The 2,529-nt window shown below is 52.6% G+C and carries 3 protein-coding genes and 1 pseudogene; 3 read left to right on the forward strand and 1 reads right to left on the reverse strand.

Going from position 1 to position 2,529, the window contains the following annotated elements:
• The coding region (locus AC0L3E_RS34455; RefSeq protein WP_473606888.1) for a LysR family transcriptional regulator at positions 1-320 on the reverse strand (320 nt) is incomplete at its 3' end.
• A gap of 91 nt (positions 321-411) precedes the next feature.
• Here AC0L3E_RS34455 and AC0L3E_RS34460 point away from each other — a divergent pair.
• The 3 genes and pseudogenes from AC0L3E_RS34460 to AC0L3E_RS34470 form a co-directional block, all read left to right on the forward strand.
• A pseudogene (locus AC0L3E_RS34460) lies at positions 412-1,044 on the forward strand (GNAT family protein).
• Positions 1,037-2,158 (forward strand): nodulation factor fucose acetyltransferase NolL, encoded by a 1,122-nt coding sequence (gene nolL / locus AC0L3E_RS34465; protein ID WP_473606891.1) that lies wholly within the window; start codon positions 1,037-1,039, stop codon positions 2,156-2,158. The pseudogene AC0L3E_RS34460 and the gene nolL overlap by 8 nt, the downstream one beginning before the upstream one ends.
• Before the next feature lie 51 nt (positions 2,159-2,209).
• Positions 2,210-2,529 (forward strand): LysR family transcriptional regulator (locus AC0L3E_RS34470; RefSeq protein ID WP_473606889.1); only part of this gene is annotated, 320 nt, incomplete at its 3' end.

Genomic DNA, 2,529 nt, shown 5'->3' on the forward strand with positions numbered 1-2,529 from the left:
GCGAAATCAGAAAGGGTGATCCTGAAACGGCGATCGGACTGAGCCGGATTAAACGGATCCCAAGAAATAATCGAACTCTGGATTTTCAAGAGTGCGCCGCGAACAGCGGGCGCGAGTGTTTCCGCACGTGGGGTTAGAACACGTTCGCGGCCGTTCATGGTAAACAGTTCATCCTTGAAATAGTCGCGCAGCCGGGCGACGGCCGCGCTCATGGCCGGCTGACTTAAGTTGATGCTGCTTGCCGCCGCCGTAAGGTTGCGCTGGGTCAGCAGCGCGTCAAGCACAACGAGAAGGTTCAGATCAAGGCCTTTGAAGCGCATCGCTTTCACTTATCCATAGCGTGGATGCTCGCGATCTAAACAATCGATTTTACCAAACTTCCAGGGCGCTGCATAGACGACCGCACCTGAGATGCACCCGATCAGGCCACTGCTTCTGAGGGTGTGCTGGGAAAATGACTTGCAAGTAGCCGATTATTTCGAACTCTCCTCCATCTTCCGAAAAGGCTATTGGCCGACAAGGGTTTTCAGGTGGTCGTAGCTGGGCCGGTGCAAGTCCGCAGGTTCGCGAAATCGGCCCTATGTGCACAGCGCAGTGGCTCACTTGGACCCGCCGTTTCATCCTGGTTGACAAGTTTGATTTCTTGGTAGGCGAACTCGGATTGTACAGTGTGCATCCGGATCTTGAGAGACTCGAATGAGCCATTCTATCCGCGTCATGCGTCCGGTGCTGCAGCAGCTTGTCATTCCATTCGCATTTGGCACGGTTCGGCACGCGCTGCGGGACCGTAGCGAGAGGTCCTGCAGAGACGGCCTCGCGACAATAGTTCCGGGCGTTCGCGTCGCCACACTTGATTGCGACCGCCACTGCGCTCCAGCTTTTGCGATCAGGTACTGGGAATTTGTCCGCTCGGTTGCAGCCAGTCGGCCTTCGATACCACGCCGCGATCCGCGCAAGTCCCGATCCTTTTCACCGAAACTGGCGCGCTCGCCGTGCCCACGGCCGGTAGCAACCGCAACTGATGGGCTTGAGTCTGATGCTTGATCAAATAACAGGTGGAGCGAAGGGACGCGGCTCGCGCCCAGAGGAAATAAAGGACCGAGACCTAAGCCTCGATTTCGCCAAAGGTGTACTAATTACTTTGGTAATAATTGGACACCTAATACAATATATAATTTATAGAGGTACCGACGACTTCTGGACGTCTCCGTATTATAACCTAATATACATATTTCATATGCCTCTCTTTATGGCGATAAGTGGATATGTCTCTTCCGGGGCAATTATTCGAAAATCGTTCACTCAAGGGGTCCGTGATCGAGCAGTACAGTTACTACTGCCAATGTTTGTTTGGTGCGCGTTTATTTTCGCCCTAAAGTCCGTTACGATTTATCCAACGAAGAGTCCAACTGGTGTATTGCTGGATCTATCGAAGGAAATCATGGGAACATACTGGTTCATATGGGCGGCGTTTATTTCATTCGTTCTAGTTCGTGTTTTTGCAACTTTCAAACGGCTACCGATGTGGATCATAAGCGCATCCGCAATCGGGGTCGCATTCGCGCCCGTCACATTGTCAATAACCCCGTTGGTAAGATACACTTACCCATTTTATTGTTTGGGGGTCTTGTTTGCCCAGCCAATTGGATGGCAGAAAAGTATCATCTGGACTCACAAATCGACCTTTGTACTCTTGCTTTCGATAATAGCTTTCATATCCTTAATTCTGTGGGATAAGCAGACCTACGCCTTCAACAATCATGTTTTGATAGATGATGAAGAGTCAGCCAAACAAGTGCTGCTGATGTTCGCCGGCTCTGCAGCGGCTTCCGCGGTGGCAATGCAGTTTATGGTCCAATGCTGGAGAGCTGCCTCCTCAACTAGAATAGCTCAGTTTGTCGCGATGCAGCTCGGTCAGAGCACGCTGCTCGTTTATCTTGTTCAGGGTGCCGCGTTTCGCCTCATGGATTTCATCCAGTTTGGAGAAGCCTGGAATCTCACGACCAGAATTGCGTTCGCAAGTGTGCTTGGAGTGACGATTGTCGCCGCAGCGATGGCAATTCGCAAGATTGCGCGCGACCTTGGATATGTGTCGCAGATCCTTGTCGGAGCGCCGCCACGCCCACGTCTGCTCAAATCTCAATCTGCAATAAATTAGCCGCCCACAATGGTCGCGATGACAAGCAACGACGTTACGGACAGATGAGGCATGCGTTTCAAAGGCCTTGATCTGAACCTTCTCGTCGTGCTCGACGCACTGCTGACCGAGCGCAACCTTACGGCGGCGGCAAGCAGCATCAACCTAAGTCAGCCGGCCATGAGCGCGGCCGTCGGCCGGCTGCGCGATTATTTCAACGATGAACTGTTTACGATGAGAGGCCGCGAACGTGTTCTAACCCCACGTGCGGAAACACTCGCGCCCGCTGTTCGCGGCGCACTCTTTCACATCCAGTGCTCGATTATTTCTTGGGATCCGTTTAAACCGGCTCAATCCGATCGCCGCTTCCGGATCATAGTTTCGGATTTCGT

The sequence above is a fragment of the Mesorhizobium sp. WSM4822 genome (assembly GCF_055811155.1).

Bases quoted from the DNA above. Each gene is read 5' to 3' on its own strand.
- nolL (WP_473606891.1), top strand. From the start codon at position 1,037: ATGCTTGATCAAATAACAGGTGGAGCGAAGGGACGCGGCTCGCGCCCA.